Consider the following 1,231-nt stretch of genomic DNA (forward strand, 5'->3'; position numbering starts at 1 on the left):
TTGCTGGTGCATCAAACCTTGTTGGGTAACTACCCAATGTCCATTCGCTGGCTTGCTCACCGTTATCTGCTCAATCAGAGTCTGAACTTCTATCAAGATGATTTTGCAGGGCGCGTTGCGACCAAAGTGATGCAAACCTCTCTCGCAGTACGTGAAACGGTCATGAAGAGCATGGACGTGTTTGTCTACGTGACGGTTTACTTCACCAGTATGGTCGTGATGTTAGCAGCTGCAGATTGGCGTTTAATGATTCCGATGATTGTCTGGCTTTTGGTTTACATCGCGATTCAGATTTACTTTGTACCGAAACTGAAAGATGTGGCCTCTGAGCAAGCCGATGCGCGCTCAACCATGACAGGCCGTATTGTCGACAGCTACACCAACATCCAAACCGTGAAGCTGTTTTCACATAGCCAGCGAGAAACCCAATATGCCGAACAAGGCATGAAAGGATTTCTCAACACGGTTTATCGCCAAATGCGCTTGGTGACAGGCTTTGACGTGGCGGTTGAAATTTCCAACTACATCTTGGTGTTTTCCGTCGCGGCTTTGTCGATTTATCTGTGGTTGGACAGCGCGATTAGCGTCGGTGCCATTGCTATTGCGGTCAGCCTAGCGCTGCGCGTTAACGGCATGTCGATGTGGATCATGTGGGAAGTAGGAGCCCTGTTTGAAAACATGGGTACTGTCGTGGATGGCATGAAAACACTGTCCAAACCTATCGATATCCAAGACAAACCGAATGCGAAAGACTTGGTCGTATCTCAAGGTGGCATCCAGTTCGATAACGTCAGCTTTCATTACGGTGAAAACAAAGGCGTCATCAACCATCTGAATCTCGACATCAAACCTGGCGAAAAAGTCGGCTTGGTTGGGCGCTCTGGCGCAGGCAAATCCACGTTGGTGAACTTGCTGTTACGCTTCCATGATGTGGAAGAAGGCAGCATTAAGATTGACGTTCAAAACATTGCTGACGTCACGCAAGATTCGTTGCGCTCGAAAATTGGTATGGTGACACAGGATACGTCTCTTTTGCACCGTTCAATAAGAGATAACATCTTGTACGGCAACCCAACCGCCTCAGAAGGGGAACTGCTGAAAGCGACGAAACAAGCGCACGCTCACGAGTTCATCGAAACACTGACCGACCCATTTGCCAATGTCGGCTACGATGCGCAAGTTGGCGAACGAGGCGTGAAGTTGTCTGGTGGTCAGCGTCAGCGTATCGCTA

General features: G+C 49.1%; 1 protein-coding gene. It reads left to right on the forward strand.

Annotation, left to right across the window (positions count from 1 at the left end; all coding sequences use genetic code 11):
* On the forward strand, positions 1 to 1,231 hold a 1,231-nt coding region (locus R7044_RS24125; RefSeq protein ID WP_225455864.1), incomplete at both ends, for an ABC transporter ATP-binding protein.

The sequence above is a fragment of the Vibrio sp. 1402 genome, from assembly GCF_033340275.1.